Source organism: Mycobacterium sp. 852002-51057_SCH5723018 (assembly GCF_001667035.1).
Taxonomy (GTDB): domain Bacteria; phylum Actinomycetota; class Actinomycetes; order Mycobacteriales; family Mycobacteriaceae; genus Mycobacterium.
The window spans coordinates 31,189-46,056 of sequence record NZ_LZIR01000006.1; the positions used below are offsets into that span (position 1 = coordinate 31,189).

Annotated in this window: 13 protein-coding genes and 1 pseudogene; 10 read left to right on the forward strand and 4 right to left on the reverse strand. The window is 66.9% G+C overall.

The features are described from left to right. Positions 1–20 precede the first annotated feature (20 nt). From A5764_RS29955 to A5764_RS02040, 4 genes and pseudogenes are all read right to left on the reverse strand, one after another. Positions 21–221 (reverse strand): annotated as a pseudogene (locus A5764_RS29955) (colicin immunity domain-containing protein); the annotation flags it as partial. Positions 222–346: 125 nt separating this feature from the next. Next, positions 347–616 (reverse strand): hypothetical protein, encoded by a 270-nt coding sequence (locus tag A5764_RS02035; RefSeq protein ID WP_067107762.1) that lies wholly within the window; start codon positions 614–616, stop codon positions 347–349. Next, complete coding sequence (locus A5764_RS29795; RefSeq protein ID WP_082951413.1) at positions 604–2,427, reverse strand: PPE domain-containing protein; 1,824 nt, start codon at positions 2,425–2,427, stop codon at positions 604–606. The genes A5764_RS02035 and A5764_RS29795 overlap by 13 nt, the downstream gene beginning before the upstream one ends. Positions 2,428–2,443: 16 nt before the next feature. Next, positions 2,444–2,743 carry a PE domain-containing protein gene (locus A5764_RS02040; RefSeq protein WP_067107765.1) on the reverse strand — a complete coding sequence of 100 codons (300 nt, stop codon included), beginning with the start codon at positions 2,741–2,743 and terminating at the stop codon, positions 2,444–2,446. Between the two features lie 237 nt (positions 2,744–2,980). On the opposite strand from A5764_RS02040, the gene A5764_RS02045 reads away from it, so the two are divergent. The 10 genes from A5764_RS02045 to A5764_RS02090 all read left to right on the forward strand — a co-directional run bounded on the left by A5764_RS02045 (position 2,981) and on the right by A5764_RS02090 (position 14,865). After that, positions 2,981–4,408 (forward strand): HNH endonuclease signature motif containing protein, encoded by a 1,428-nt coding sequence (locus tag A5764_RS02045; RefSeq protein ID WP_067107768.1) that lies wholly within the window; start codon positions 2,981–2,983, stop codon positions 4,406–4,408. A 54-nt stretch (positions 4,409–4,462) separates the two neighbouring features. Beyond that, positions 4,463–5,002 carry a 6-carboxytetrahydropterin synthase gene (locus A5764_RS02050; protein WP_082951414.1) on the forward strand — a complete coding sequence of 180 codons (540 nt, stop codon included), beginning with the start codon at positions 4,463–4,465 and terminating at the stop codon, positions 5,000–5,002. Positions 5,003–5,034: 32 nt separating this feature from the next. After that, positions 5,035–5,238 (forward strand): hypothetical protein, encoded by a 204-nt coding sequence (locus A5764_RS02055; protein ID WP_082951422.1) that lies wholly within the window; start codon positions 5,035–5,037, stop codon positions 5,236–5,238. Positions 5,239–5,309: 71 nt separating this feature from the next. Then, entirely contained in the window at positions 5,310–6,449 is a 1,140-nt protein-coding gene (locus A5764_RS02060) for a flotillin family protein (protein WP_067107774.1), read from the forward strand. A 150-nt stretch (positions 6,450–6,599) separates the two neighbouring features. Further along, entirely contained in the window at positions 6,600–7,079 is a 480-nt protein-coding gene (locus A5764_RS02065) for a GreA/GreB family elongation factor (RefSeq protein ID WP_067107777.1), read from the forward strand. Positions 7,080–7,120: 41 nt separating this feature from the next. Continuing rightward, positions 7,121–7,537: a GtrA family protein gene (locus A5764_RS02070; protein ID WP_067107780.1), complete on the forward strand. Its 417-nt coding sequence runs from the start codon at positions 7,121–7,123 to the stop codon at positions 7,535–7,537. 31 nt (positions 7,538–7,568) lie between these two features. Then, positions 7,569–8,924 carry an FAD-binding oxidoreductase gene (locus A5764_RS02075; RefSeq protein WP_067107782.1) on the forward strand — a complete coding sequence of 452 codons (1,356 nt, stop codon included), beginning with the start codon at positions 7,569–7,571 and terminating at the stop codon, positions 8,922–8,924. Then, complete coding sequence (locus tag A5764_RS02080; RefSeq protein WP_067107786.1) at positions 8,925–9,701, forward strand: decaprenylphospho-beta-D-erythro-pentofuranosid-2-ulose 2-reductase; 777 nt, start codon at positions 8,925–8,927, stop codon at positions 9,699–9,701. Between the two features lie 2 nt (positions 9,702–9,703). Next, positions 9,704–11,587 carry a galactan 5-O-arabinofuranosyltransferase gene (locus A5764_RS02085; protein ID WP_067107788.1) on the forward strand — a complete coding sequence of 628 codons (1,884 nt, stop codon included), beginning with the start codon at positions 9,704–9,706 and terminating at the stop codon, positions 11,585–11,587. Next, positions 11,587–14,865, forward strand: coding sequence for an arabinosyltransferase domain-containing protein (locus A5764_RS02090; protein ID WP_067107791.1), 3,279 nt, complete (start codon positions 11,587–11,589; stop codon positions 14,863–14,865). Before A5764_RS02085 ends, A5764_RS02090 begins: the two co-directional genes overlap by 1 nt. The last annotated feature ends 3 nt before the right edge of the window (positions 14,866–14,868 follow it).

The following is a 14,868-nucleotide window of genomic DNA, read 5'->3' on the forward strand; positions in this document are numbered from 1 at the left end:
CTTTTCGGGCAAGCTGCCAACTATATTTCGCAGAGTTTCCAGTATGCCTCGGACGCGGAGGTTCGCAATTCTTCATCATCCAAACCGCCTGCCCTTCGGCGCAAGTCCGGCTCGGAGGTGTATTCATCGACATCGGTGAACAGCTGATCAAGTACATCAAACTCTCGGCTATGAACTTGATCTTTGTCGCTCTTGAATAACTCGAGATACCTGGATTCGAACTCCTGAGCTGAAGCCGGCGGCCGACGAAGCTAGAAATCAGTGGCAGATACTTGGCGCACATTCTCTCCACCGCAGCACGATGACGACGTCAGCCACATACCAATCCGGTGCGCTTCGGAGTACCTCACCGGCTGATCGGCCACACCTCAAGGAGGGACTCGATCGCCCGTTCAACCGCCAATCCGTGTTCGTTCGGGGTGTAATCGGACCCCAAGCTCTTAATCACCGCGGTGGCAAGCACATGCTCGACGGCCTGAAGCTGCGTTGCCGTCGGCTCTTGGACCTCGCCGACTTCAGCGAGAAGCCCAGCATCCCGGTGTGCGAGCTCCTCCACAATCACCGCGCGGTGTTGTGGCGGGATGGCGTCGAGAAATTTACCCACTAGTGTCTCCATCCATCACGGCCTCGTGCCCAGGCGGTGACCACTTGACCGTCCTTGTTCAAAATCACTGTTGCGTCTTTGCCGTAGTACAGCCAAGCCCCGCGTCCTGCTTCGTCTGTCTCGTATAGGGGCGCCATAGTTGGGTGATCAACGGCATCCTGTAGGGCTCGGTCGTTGACGCCATGACCATCCCGATTGTTTATCTGCTCTCTTCCATGGTCTGTAAATCCGTTGATTCCCTGCGGTGGGGATGGTTCCGGCGCAGGAGATGGTGGTTCGGCCGGTTCACCCTTCGGCGGTTCGGTTCCGGCCCTGGGTGGTTCAGGGCCGCCGCCTTTGAGTCCCCCGCCCGGAGTGCCGCCACCTGTTGTCGAGCCGCCGCCCCCGCGACCGGGATTGCCGCCCCCGCCGAAGCCTCCTCCACCACCGCTGAAAGCTCCGCCAGGCGGACCGCCCTCAAATTGTTCGATCCCGCCTTCTCCGCCTTCGCCGGTGCCGGTTGGGTCTCGCATTTCGTTCAGCGGTGTGGCGGGCACGTCAGTCACGCCGCTTGGCGGTAGAGCTGGTGGCGACGCCGGCGGTGGCGATGTCGGTGAACGTGGCGGCGGCGGCGGGAGGTTCAGAGTGTGGGCGGTGTCGCCGAGGTCTAGCTGGCGTGGTGGCGATGGCGTGGAGGAGACGGTGGGACGTGGTGGTTCGGGGTGGACGTAGGCCAGCGGCTGAGCAGCCGTCGAGCCGGTAGTAGTCAGAGGGGCGGTAGTGACCGGGCCACGCAGCTCGGCGGCGTTGAGCATGCCGGGGCGCGCGCTGCTGGCCTGCTCGGCGGGTGGCGGAGTGAAACCGTCGCCGGTCGGCCGAACATAGCTGGTGAATCCCGCGCCCGGATAACCGCTGGCGACACCACCTGGCCCCGGTGCCGATCCGGTTGGCGGGGTTAGGGTTTCGGCCCGCGAGATCAATGCCTGGTCAACCTGGGATGAGGCTAACCCCTGGCCGCCGGGTGTGGCCGCTGTCGGCGCGGCAACCGCCCCGGCCTGCGGGAGCCTGGTGAACATTCCGGTTGGCGCTTGCGAGGCGCCGGTCACCGTCCGGGCAGGGGTTTGTGTAGCCGCCAACGGGGCCGCCTCCCGCATCGCGGCTGCACCCGTCTGCGTTGCTGCTGCGGCCGGCGTTATCGCCGCTTGCAGGGCTTGCTCGCTGGCCTGCATCGTCGCCCCGGCCGCGCTCATGGCCGCGTTTTCGGCCAACGCCGCCGCAGCAACAGCCGGCGCTACTGGCGACGCCCCAGCCACTGCTGGCGGAAACGGAAGCATGATCGCCGCGGTACTCGCGCGCAACGCCACCCCATAGGCTGCGCCCGCGGCGGCATTGCGCGGCCACATATGGCCGTAGTACTGCAGGTTCAACGCCGCGATCCGCGGGGTCAACGCACCCAACGTGATCAGGTTGATCTGCTCCGCAGCGTGCTCCCCTATCCGATTAGCCAGCGCCTGCTCGGCAGTCACCATCGACGCTAACGCCGTCTGGTGCGCAGCGGCCGCCGCCGCCACATGCGGCGCCTTCTCCAACAACGCCGCGATCAGCAGTTCATGCTGGGTGTCCAGCGCAGTCTGCGTGGTGGCCGAGGCCGCGGCAGAAGCCCCCTGCCAATTGGCGCCATAGGTTGCCGTGCCGGTCGCTGCGGAGGCCGCTACCACCGTTTGCAAGTTCGCGGCGTGGGCACCCAACGTCTCGGCATAGGCCAACGTTGAAGCCGGACCAGCCCCCGACATCAACGCCGTGTAGTTGGCCTCCGGACTAAACGTCGGCCACGGATGCGCCACGAGGTCCCCTCAACTGCTACAGCGACATGGCCGCCGCGCGCATCGCCTCACTGGCCACCGTGATCGCTCCAGCTGACGACTGGGCGTCAGAAAACAATTCCCGCGCCGCCGCATGCTCGCCCGCAGTCACCATATACGCCGCACCCACCGCCGCCAGCGCCGCGGCGAAGGCCGCCGAATCAGCGTCCGCGCCCATCGGCATGGCTCCCATCAACGTCGCCGCGCCCGCGGCCGCACCCGCACCCGTCTGCGCGGCCAATGCCGCCTGGTCAGCCGCGGAAGCCGCCACCGCAGCTGGCTCCATCGCAAATACCATCGCCAATTACCTTCCTAAAGCACCCACCCGCATTACGCCCCGCCGACCACTGAGTGATCGTAGGCTCGCGACCACCAGCGCCGCACTTCAATAAATGGATTTCAATGAGGCGCATCTCCGCCAAATGTCAGCAGTATTCCCCGTTCGGGATATGCCAATGCAGGGCGCCTTTTCGTAGCCGGTTATCCCGCCTCGAGCGGTCGTCGCGTGTCGGCGGGCGCCATTAGAATCGAACACATGTTCGATGGATTGGCCGATGCGCTCGTGGTGGACGCCATCACCGATGCCGGCCGCGCACAAAACATGTCGTGCGCCCGCGAGCTGGCGGCCATCGGTGAGCTGTATGCACGCCGAGCGCCGGACGATGATGCCGAGCGGTTCAGTTGGGCCGTCGACGGGCATGAGAACGTCGTCGCCGAGGTCGCCGCGGCGCTACGAATCAGCCGTGGTCGAGCCCGCGGGCGGTTGCGGCACGCGATCGCCTTACGTGAGCGGCTGCCGCGCGTGGCGGAGGTGTTTGCCCGCGGCGATATTGACTTCCGCCTTGTGGCGGCACTGGTGACTCGCACCGAAAACGTCGACGATGACGAGTTAATCGCCAGGATCGATGCCGCGGTGGCTCGCCATGCCGCGAAGTGGATGCGGTTGTCGGGACCCAAGGCCGCCGAGCGTATTGACATGTGGGTCGCGCGCTTCGACCCAACTGGTGTGCGGGTACCGGGCCCCCGCAACGAGAATCGGTACGTCGAAATCGGGTGCACCGATGCGGGACTGGCCGGGGTGTGGGCGCAGCTGCATGCCACCGACGGGGCCGCCCTCGAGCACAAGCTCGATGCGCTGGCCGCCACGGTGTGCCAGGAGGATCCGCGTACCAAAGCCCAGCGTCGCGCGGATGCCCTGGGTGCGCTGGCTTTCGGGGCCGAGGTGCTGGGGTGCCAGTGCACCAGATCGGAATGTGCTGCGCCACAACGCCCGCAGAGCACTAACTTCGTGATCCACGTGCTCGCCGAGCAGGCCGCCGTCAACGGCGATTCACAAGCTCCCGGCTATCTATCCGGATATGGCCCATTGCCCGCAGCATTAGTCCGTGAGCTGACCGCGCTGGCCAAGACCAAGCCCCTGTGGATCCCACCGGGCGTAGCGGAATCTGGCTACCGGCCGTCGACGCCGCTGACCGAATTCGTCCGGTTTCGCGATCTGACGTGCCGCTTCCCCGGGTGCGACGAGCCGGCCGAGCACTGCGACATCGACCACACCGTGCCGTTTCCGCTGGGCCCCACCCATCCGTCGAATCTCAAACTGCTCTGCCGCTACCACCATCTGCTCAAGACCTTCTACGTCGGCTCAGATGGGTGGCGGGATCGTCAGGAACCCGACGGCACCGTGTTGTGGACGTCACCCTCGGGACGTCAATACGTTACGAAACCTGGTGGGTGCCTGTTGTTTCCAGTACTAGCCGCCCCTACGGGAGCACTGGTGCTGCCCACCGACCCGCCGCCGGGAGAAAACCGCGGACTCATGATGCCGGTCCGTCGACGAACTCGAGCCCAAGAGCGCGCCGCCCGGATCAGCTGGGAGCGCGGCATCAACGAAGAGCGCATCGCCGCAGAGGCGGCACGGCGTGCCGAGCGCATCGCCGCCAGCTACGAGCCACCGCCCTTCTAGCGGCGCCAAGAATCCTTCAAGGATCCGTCAAGGCGCCGCCGCGACGCTGCACTCATGAATGACACAGCTTTCGACGACGACGTCTACTTCGCCACCATGCACCGCGCGGACGCACCGAGCGGCCGCACGGCAAGGTTCCACGCGCGCAAGCTCTTCGAGAACCTGCCATGCTGCCATCGCTCCTGGTCCAATCCCGGCAAGCGCTTCTTCCTGCACGGCTGCGAGCGCACGTTCGAGATCGAATTCGCTTGCGCGGACGCCGAACCCGACTCCGGCTCGGTGGTGGACAGCGCCGCGCTCGACGAGGTCCGGGCGGCGCTGCGCTACCAGTTCGACCACACCACGCTGATCGCCGAAGACGACCCGCAGCGTGACCTGTTCGAACTGCTGGCCGAGCGCGGGGTCGTCGACCTGCGGATCATGGACAGCACCAGCATGGACGGGTCGGCGGCCTGGGTGTTCGAGACCGCCGAGCACATCGTTGCGCTGGCCACCGGCGGCCGGGTGTGGGTGTCGCGGATCGAGGCAAGCGAGAGCCGCAACAACGTGGTCACCCTCACCGCGGGACCGGTAACGGCCACGGGCTGGGCATAGCGCACAAACCTCCGATGGAGGAGTATGCGATCGTGAGCGACGCCTCGGCCATCGGCTGCGTTGGAACCCTGACCGTGGCAACCCGCGGGGACCGAGGGGCCGGCGAGGTATTGGTGACGGTGCGGGGGTCGAAGGAGGCCTTCCTGGCTTGGTCCGACGAACCCTTGCCGAAGGGCGCCCAGGTGCTGGTTGTCGAGGTTCGGAGCGCCCGGACGGTGGTGGTCGAGCCGTGGTAGGGCCTCGTTCGACCTGAATTGACGACCGAATTCCCCCGGTATAGAACCGGCGAAACCCTAAGGAGTCCAACATGCTCGGTTATAAGGTGCCTGCCCCGGATGAAGCGATGCTGATCTCCGGCGCCCGGGCCAAAGGAAGTGCCCCGTTCCGCGTCGTGACCGGGCATGGCGCCTTCATCATGCCGTTTTTCCGCAAGGTTCGGTTCCTGACGCTCGCCATGTGCGAGGCCGAGGTCGCCGAAAAGTGCGTCACCCAGCAGGGCATCACCCTCAACGTGCGCGCGGTGATCGCGTTCAAGGTCGGCAACGACACCGAAAGCATCATCAGTGCCGGGCAACGGTTCCTGTCCGAGCAGGACCAGATGTCGGTGCTGACCGGACGAATCTTCGCCGGCCACCTGCGCTCGATCATCGGCTCGATGACCGTCGAGCAGATCATCCGGGAACGCCAGAAGCTGGCGACCGAGGTCCTCGACGGTTCCAAGGAGGAGATGGCCCGGATCGGGCTCAACGTCGACGCCCTGCAAATCCAGTCCATCGACGACGACGGGCTCGGCTACATCAACGCGATGTCGGCACCGCACAACGCGGCCATCCAGCAGCAAGCGCAGATCGCCCAGGCGAGGGCGAACCAGGCCGCCGCCGAAGCCGAGCAGGAATCACAGCGCAAGCAAGCCGAATTCGCCCGTGAGACCGCGATTGTCAAGGCGCAATACAAGGCCGAGGTCGACAAGGCTCAGGCGCAAGCCGCTCAGTCCGGACCGCTGGCGGAGGCACAGTCCCAGCGCGAGGTGCTGCAGATGAGGACCGAACTAGCCCAGCGCGCAGCCGAGCTGCGCCAGCAGGAGCTGGTCGCCGAGGTGGTCAAGCCCTCCGAGGCCGAGGCCGAACGCGTCCGGATCATGGCCGTCGCCGACGCCGAGAAGATGAAGATCCAGGCCGAGGCGGCAGCGTCGCACAATCGGGTGGCCTTGGACAAGATGCTCATCGACCAGCTGCCGCAAATCGTCGAGAAGGCCGCGCGGGGCCTCTCCGGCTCCAACCTGACCATCCTCAACGGCGCCGAGGGGCTCAGCCAGGTGGCCACCGGGCTGGTCGCGCAGGGCAAGGCCATCTTCGACGCGCTGCGAAGCGACGACGCGTATTACGACGACGAAGAAGCCGCCGGCCCGCTCGCCACCAACTCCAACTCGGGCCAGCACGGCCGCTGACCGCGCCAGCAAACGAGGATAAAATCGCCGCCCTCGGGGTATGCACGTGTACAACAACGAGGCTGGCCGCGGATATGGTGGCGGCTGCCTCGCCGTGGTGCAACACTGAAGCGCTACAAAGCACAGTTGCGGCAGACAGGGTCGAAGGACGTGAGCAAAAAAGCCCAATCACCGGTAGACGCGGCGCGGGAGAACCTCGCCGCGGAGCTGGACCGGCTACGGCAGCGACGGGATCGCCTGGAGGTCGAGGTCAAAAACGACCGCGGCATGATCGGCGATCACGGCGACGCCGCCGAGGCCATCCAGCGCGCTGACGAACTGGCCGTCCTCGCCGACCGGATCAACGAACTGGACCGGCGGTTGCGGTCCGGCCCGTCGCCCGACGAGGACTCCGAAGCGCTGCCGGGCGGCACCGAGGTGACCCTGCGATTCCCCGACGGCGAAGTCGTCACGATGCACGTCATCTCCATCGTCGAAGAAACTCCCGCCGGCCGGGAGGCCGAGACGCTGACCGCACGCAGCCCGCTGGCGCAGGCGCTTGCCGGCCACAAGGCTGGCGACACGGTGACCTACTCGACGCCCCAAGGCGAGAACCAGGTCGAGCTGATCTCGGTGAAGCCGCCCCGCTGACGCACCCGGGGCCCCGTCGACCCCGTTAGAATGGCCCCGCCATGTCTCAAGCCGCGTCGTCGCGCCCCCCACTGAGTCTGACGACGCAGGTGTGGCGTTTCGTCGTCACCGGCGGCATGGCCGGCATCGTCGACTTCGGCCTATATGTGGTGCTCTACAAATTGGTGGGCGTGCAGGTCGACCTGTCGAAGGCGACCAGCTTCGTGGTCGGCACGATCACGGCCTACTTGATCAATCGCCGATGGACGTTTCAGGCGCCACCGAGCACCGCCCGGTTCATCGCGGTCATGGTTCTCTACGGCGTGACATTCGCCGTGCAGGTCGGCCTCAACCACCTGTGCCTCGCGCTTTTGCACTACCGCGGGTGGGCGATACCGGTCGCGTTCGTGATCGCGCAGGGCACCGCGACGGTAATCAACTTCATCGTGCAGCGAGCGGTAATCTTCCGCATCCGCTAAGCCCACCCGGGCAGGCGGTACCCTCGTCACGATGTTCACCACCAAACGGCTCACCGGCTGGGGCCGCACCGCGCCCTCCGTGGCGACGGTGCTTTCCACCCCGGACCCCGACCAAATCGCCAAGGCAGTGGCCAACGCCGGCGGGCGGGGCGTGATCGCGCGCGGGCTGGGCCGTTCGTATGGGGACAACGCGCAAAACGGCGGCGGCCTGGTGATCGACATGACGCCGCTCAACCGCATCCACTCCATCAGCGCCGAGACCAAGCTGGCCGACCTCGACGCGGGAGTCAACCTCGACCAGCTGATGAAGGCGGCGTTGCCGTTCGGGCTGTGGGTGCCGGTGCTGCCGGGCACCCGCCAGGTCACCATCGGCGGCGCGATCGCGTGCGACATACACGGCAAAAACCATCACAGCGCGGGCAGCTTCGGAAACCACGTGCGCAGCATGGATCTGCTGACCGCCGACGGCCAGATCCACCACCTCACCCCGGCCGGCGAGGACTCCGAGCTGTTTTGGGCCACGGTCGGCGGCAACGGCCTGACCGGGATCATCCTGCGCGCCACCATCGAGATGACGCCTACGGAGACGGCGTATTTCATCGCCGACGGCGACGTCACCGCAAGCCTCGACGAAACCATCGCCTTTCACAGCGACGGCAGCGAAGCCGACTACACCTATTCCAGCGCCTGGTTCGATGCGATCAGCGCGCCGCCCAAACTGGGCCGCGCGGCGATATCGCGCGGCTCGCTGGCGACCGTCGACCAGCTGCCGAAGAAGCTGCAGCGCAATCCCCTGAAATTCGAGGCGCCGCAAGTGCTTACGCTTCCCGACATCTTTCCGAACGGGCTGGCCAACAAGTACACCTTCGCGCCCATCGGGGAGCTCTGGTACCGCAAATCCGGAACGTATCGCGGCAAGGTCCAGAACCTGACGCAGTTCTACCACCCGCTGGACATGCTCGGCGAGTGGAACCGCGCCTACGGCTCGGCCGGTTTCGGCCAGTACCAATTCGTCGTGCCTACCACCGCCGTCGAGGAGTTCAAAGGCATCATCCGCGACATCCAGAAATCCGGGCACTACTCGTTTCTCAACGTGTTCAAGCTGTTCGGGCCGGGCAACCAGGCGCCGCTGAGCTTTCCGATTCCGGGCTGGAACGTCTGTGTGGACTTCCCCGTCAAGCCGGGACTCAACGAGTTCCTCAACGAACTCGACCGCCGGGTACTGGAATTCGGGGGGCGGGTCTACACCGCCAAGGACTCGCGCACCAGCGCCGAGACCTTCCACGCCATGTACCCGCGCATCGACGAGTGGATCGCCGTGCGCCGCAACGTCGACCCTTTGGGGGTGTTCGTCTCCGACATGGCCCGACGACTGGAGCTGCTCTAAATGGTGCTCGACGCCGTGGGAAACCCGCAGACCATCCTGCTGCTCGGCGGCACGTCCGAGATCGGGCTGGCCATCTGCGAGCGCTATCTGCAAAACGCGCACGCGCGGATCCTGTTGGCCGCCATGCCCGATGACCCGGGTCGCGACGACGCCGTAGCCCAGATGAAGGCCGCCGGCGCACGCTCGGTTGAGCTGATCGACTTCGAAGCCCTCGACACCGACAGCCACCCGAAGATGATCGACGAGGCGTTCAATGCCGGGGGTGCCAGCAACGACATTGACGTGGCCATCGTCGCCTTCGGCATCCTCGGGGACGCCGAAGAGCTGTGGCAAAACCAGCGCAAAGCCGTGATGGCCGCCGAAATCAATTACACCGCAGCGGTTTCAGTGGGAGTGCTCTTGGCGGAGAAGATGCGAGCGCAGGGCTTTGGTCAGATCATCGCGATGAGCACGGTGGCCGGTGAGCGGGTGCGGCGGTCCAACTTCGTCTACGGCTCCACTAAAGCCGGCCTGGACGGGTTCTACCTCGGTTTGGGAGAAGCGTTGCGCGAGTCCGGAGTTCGCGTCCTGGTCATCCGGCCCGGCCAGGTGCGTACCCGGATGAGCGCGCACATCAAGGAGGCTCCCCTCACCGTCGACAAGGAGTACGTCGCCAACCTCGCGGTGACCGCGTCCGCAAAAGGTAAGGAATTGGTTTGGGCGCCAGCAGCATTCCGTTATGTGATGATGGTGTTGCGACACATCCCGCGGAGCATCTTCCGCAAGCTGCCAATCTGAACATGCGTAACGCACTGGCCACACTGGGCCAGATGGTCGCGGCGGTGGCGGTGGCCATCGTCGTCGCGGCGGTGTCGCTGATCGCGATCGCCGGCGTGCAATGGCCGGCCTTCCCGTCGTCCAACCAGCTGCACGCACTGACCACCGTCGGGCAGGTCGCCTGCCTGGCCGGGCTGGTGGCCGTTGGGTGGCTGTGGCGCAGGAGCCGGGAACGGGGCCGCCGCCGGATCCTGGCGCAGCTGGGCGGGCTGGTCTTCGTCTCCGCCTTCGCCGTCGTGACGCTGGGCATGCCGCTGGGTGCCACCAAGCTCTACCTGTTCGGCATCTCCGTCGACCAACAGTTCCGCACCGAATACGTGACCCGGCTCGCCGACAGCCCGGCCCTGCACGACATGACCTACCTCGGGCTGCCATCGTTCTACCCGCCCGGCTGGTTTTGGATCGGCGGTCGCGTCGCGGCGCTGACCGGAACACCGGCCTGGGAGATCTACAAGCCGTGGGCCATCACCTCGATCACCATCGCGGTCGCCGTCGCGCTGGTGCTGTGGTGGCGGATGATCCGCTTCGAGTACGCGCTGATCGTCACCACCGCGACGGCCGCCGCGATGCTGGCCTACAGCTCACCCGAGCCCTACTCCGCGATGATCACCGTGCTGTTGCCGCCGGTGCTCGTGCTGACCTGGTCGGGACTGCGCGGGGGCGAACGTCGCGGTTGGGCCGCGGTGATCGGTGGCGGGCTGTTCCTCGGCTTCGCGGCCACCTGGTACACGCTGCTGTTCGGCTTCACCGCGTTCACCATGGCAGTGATGGCGCTGCTGTTAGCCGGTTCACGGTGGCGGCGCGACGGGTTCAAGGCCGCTTTGGATCCGCTGCGCCGGCTGGCCGTCATCGCCGTCATCGCCGCGGCCATCGCGAGCACCACCTGGCTGCCGTTCGTGTTGCGTGTGGCGAGCAGTCCGGTCAGCAACAGTGGTAGCGCCTTTCACTACCTGCCCGCGGACGGCGCCGAGCTGACGTTCCCGATGCTGCAGTTCTCCCTGCTGGGCGCGATCTGCCTGCTGGGCACCCTGTGGCTGGTGCTCCGCGCGACGTCGTCGGTGCGAGCCGGCGCCCTGGCCATCGGCGTGCTGTCCGTCTACCTGTGGTCGCTGCTGTCGATGCTGACCACGCTGGCACGCACCACGCTGCTGTCGTTCCGGCTGCAGCCGACGCTGACCGTGCTGCTGGTGACCGCCGGCGCGTTCGGCTTCATCGAGGCCACCCAAGCGCTGGCCGCGCGTGGCCGCGCAATAGCCCCGGTGGCCGGCGCCCTCGGGCTGGCCGCGGCGATCGCGTTCAGCCAAGACATTCCCGACGTGCTGCGGCCGGATCTCACCATCGCCTACACCGACACCGACGGCCATGGCCAGCGCGGCGACCGCCGGCCGCCCAGCTCGGAGAAGTTCTACCCCGTCATCGACGCCGCCATCCTGCACGTGACCGGCAAGCCGCGCGATCAGATCGTGGTGATGACCGCCGACTACAGCTTCCTGTCCTACTACCCCTACTGGGGATTTCAGGGGCTGACGTCGCACTACGCCAACCCGCTGGCCCAGTTCGACCTGCGCGCCGCCCAGATCGAGAAGTGGTCCAAGCTCAAGACCGCCGACGAGCTCATCCATGCGCTGGACGCCTCGCCCTGGCCGCCGCCGACCGTATTTCTCATGCGCCGCGGCGCGAACAGCAACTACACGCTGCGATTGGCCCAGGACGTCTACCCCAATCAGCCCAACGTTCGCCGCTACACCGTGGAGCTGCCGGCCGCGCTGTTCGACGATCCCCGTTTCGCCGTCGACACCATCGGCCCCTTCGTGCTGGCCATCCGCAAGCCGGGGGGCGCCCGCTGATGGCCACCGAAACCTCGGCTGACTTGGTCGAAGAACTACCATCTACCCCCGTGAACGACGCGGGAGGCAACTACCGGATCGCTCGGGTGGTTGCTATCGTCGCCGGTCTGCTCGGCGCCCTGCTGGCGATCGCCACGCCGGTGCTACCGGTCAACCAGAGCACGGCCCAATTGAACTGGCCGCAGAACGCCACGTTCGGCAGCGTCGACGCGCCGCTGATCGGGTATGTGGCCACCGATCTGAACATCAGCGTGCCTTGCCAGGCTGCCGCCGGGCTGGCCGGACCGCAGAACTCCGGCAAGACAGTCCTGCTGTCGACGGTGCCCAAGCAGGCCCCGAAGGCCGTCGACCGCGGGCTGCTCATCCAGCGCGCCAACGACTACCTGGTCCTGGTCGTGCGCAATGTCGCGGTGGTGACCGCCCCGCTGAGCGAGGTGCTCAGCCCGGCATGTCAGCGGTTGACCTTCACCGCGCACGCCGACCGCGTGACCGCAGAATTCGTCGGACTGACACAGGGACCCAACGCCGAGCATCCCGGCGCGCCGCTGCGCGGCGAGAAGAGCGGCTACGATTTCCGGCCACAGATCGTCGGCGTGTTCACGGACCTGTCGGGTCCTGCGCCGCCGGGGTTGAGCTTCTCGGCGACCGTCGACACTCGCTACAGCAGCAGCCCCACGCCGCTGAAGATGGCCGCGATGATCCTCGGGGTGGTGCTGACCGCCGCCGCCCTGGTCGCGCTGCACATCCTCGACACCGCCGACCGCACCCGGCACCGCCGCTTCCTGCCGTCGCGGTGGTGGTCGGTCGGAGCCCTGGACGCCCTCGTCATCGCGGTGCTGGTGTGGTGGCATTTCGTCGGCGCCAACACCTCCGACGACGGCTACATCCTGACCATGGCGCGGGTGTCCGAGCACGCCGGCTACATGGCCAACTACTACCGCTGGTTCGGCACGCCCGAGGCCCCGTTCGGCTGGTACTACGACCTGCTGGCGGTGTGGGCGCACGTCAGCACCACCAGCATCTGGATGCGGCTGCCCACCCTGGTGATGGCGCTGACGTGCTGGTGGGTGATCAGCCGGGAAGTCATGCCGCGCCTGGGTCACGCCGTCAAGCGCAGCCGCGCCGCGGCCTGGACCGCGGCGGGCATGTTCCTGGCCGTGTGGCTGCCGCTGGACAACGGCCTGCGGCCCGAGCCGATCATCGCGCTGGGCATCCTGCTCACCTGGTGTTCGGTGGAACGCGCGGTAGCCACCAGCCGGCTGCTGCCGGTGGCGATCGCCTGCATCATCGGCGCGCTGACGCTGTTCTCCGGGCCGACGGGCATCGCCTCGATCGGTGCGCTGCTGGTCGCGGTCGGGCCGTTGCGGACCATCCTGCACCGCCGCTCCAAACAGTTCGGCGCGCTGCCACTGGTCGCGCCCATGTTGGCCGCGGCCACCGTCACAGCCATCCTGATCTTCCGCGACCAGACCCTGGCCGGTGAGGCCCAAGCCAGCATGCTCAAGCGCGCCGTCGGGCCCAGCCTGAGCTGGTTCGACGAACACACCCGCTACGAGCGGCTGTTCATGGCCAGCCCCGACGGGTCGGTCGCCCGCCGCTTCGCCGTGCTGGCGCTGCTGCTGGCTCTCGGGATAACGGTCGCAATGTCGTTGCGCAAGGGCCGGATTCCGGGCACGGCAGCCGGACCCAGCCGCCGCATCGTCGGGATCACCATCATCTCGTTCCTCGCGATGATGTGGACTCCCACCAAGTGGACCCACCACTTCGGGGTGTTCGCCGGGCTGGCCGGATCACTCGGCGCGCTGGCCGCGGTCGCGGTGACCTCCGTGGCGATGCGGTCGAGACGCAACCGAACCATGTTCGCCGCGGTGGTGCTGTTCCTGGTGGCGTTGTCGTTCGCCAGCGTCAACGGCTGGTGGTACGTGTCGAATTTCGGTGTGCCATGGTCGAATTCATTCCCACAGTGGCACTACGGCTTCGCCACCGCGCTGCTGGGGCTGACCGTGGTGGTGCTGCTGCTGGCGGCGTGGTTCCACTTCGTCTCGACGGATAACGGGCCGCCCAGGACCCTCTATGGCGCGCGGGCTGCCGGAATAGTGCAGTCCCCCTTGGCGATTGCGGCGTGGGCGCTGGTCGTTTTCGAGGTGGCATCGTTGACCCTGGCGATGACGGACCAGTACCCGGCGTGGTCGGTGGGCCGGTCCAACCTCGAGGCTATGCCCCTTTTGGGGACCGGGAAGACCTGCGGGCTCGCCGAGGACGTGCTCGTGGAGCCAGACCCCAATGCCGGCCTGCTGTCGCCGGTCAGCGGTTCGGTGGGCGACGCGCTGGGGGCGGGATTGTCGGAAGCCTTCACGCCCAACGGGATTCCCGCCGACGTCCGCGCCGACCCGGTGATGGAACGTCCGGGCGACCGAAGCTTCGTCAATGAAGATAGGTTGACCACCGGCGCCGAGGCCGGCACCGAGGGAGGCACCACCCCGGCTCCGGGAATCAACGGTTCGGCCGCCCAGCTGCCCTACAACCTCGATCCGGCCCGCACACCAGTGCTCGGCAGCTGGCGATCCGGCATCCAGGTGCCCGCCCATCTGCGGTCGGGCTGGTACCGATTGCCGTCGCGAGACAAGGCGAAGCCGCTGCTGGTCGTGAGCGCCGCAGGGCGCTTCGACCCCCGCGAGGTTCAGGTGCAGTGGGCCACCGACGACGAGGCGGCCGCCGGACACCCCGGCGGGTCGTTCCAGCTGGCCGATGTCGGCGCCTCGCCGGCGTGGCGCAACCTGCGGTTGCCGCTGTCGGCCATCCCCAGCTCCGCCACCCAGATCCGCTTGGTCGCCGACGACGAGGATCTGGCGCCGCAGCACTGGATCGCGTTGACACCCCCCCGAATTCCGCAGCTGCGCACCCTGCAGGACTTGGTCGGCTCCAGGGACCCGGTGTTCCTGGACTGGCTGGTCGGCTTGGCGTTCCCGTGCCAGCGCCCGTTCGGGCATCAGAACGGCGTCGACGAGACACCGAAGTGGCGCATCCTGCCCGACCGATTCGGCGCCGAAGCGAACTCACCGGTGATGGACAACAATGGCGGCGGCCCACTGGGTGTCACCGAGTTGCTGGTGAAGGCGACCACCATGGCGACGTATCTGAAGGACGACTGGTCCCGCGACTGGGGCTCGCTGCAACGCTTGACCCCGTACTACGCCGACGCGCAGCCCGCCCGCCTGCAGTTGGGAACCGCAAGACGCAGCGGTCTTTGGAACCCGGCGCCGCTGCGTAAGGGTTAGCAC